The organism is Ciceribacter ferrooxidans (assembly GCF_004137355.1).
GTDB classification, from domain to species: Bacteria; Pseudomonadota; Alphaproteobacteria; order Rhizobiales; family Rhizobiaceae; genus Allorhizobium; species Allorhizobium ferrooxidans.
Genome location: NZ_SDVB01000277.1, coordinates 1 through 367 on the forward strand (window position 1 = coordinate 1; position 367 = coordinate 367).

Sequence of the window (367 nt, forward strand, 5' to 3'; positions counted from 1 at the left end):
GAGGAAGATGGGCAAGAGAGGCTGGCTTCAGGTGGCAAACTTTAAGCAGAAGAAACACACAAGGGCGTGGAGACCTGGGGAAAAAGCAGCACTGAGAAATCTACCCTCTGAAACTGACGAGGATGGGCAACAGAGGCTACCTCAGGTGGCAATCGTTAAGCAAAAGAAACACACAAGGGCGTGGAGACCTGGGGAAAAAGCAACACGGAGAAATCCACCCTCTGAAACGGACGAAGATGGGCAACAGAGGCTAGCTCAGGTGGCAATCTTTAAGCAAAAGAAACACACAAGGGCGTGGAGACCTGGGGAAAAAGCAACACGGAGAAATCCACCCTCTGAAACTGAGGAACATGGGCAAAAGAAGCTA

The 367-nt window shown here is 50.7% G+C and carries 1 protein-coding gene; it reads left to right on the plus strand.

Annotated elements, in window-relative coordinates; all coding sequences use genetic code 11:
• The coding region (locus tag EUU22_RS26435; RefSeq protein WP_205687935.1) for a hypothetical protein at positions 1-367 on the plus strand (367 nt) is incomplete at both ends.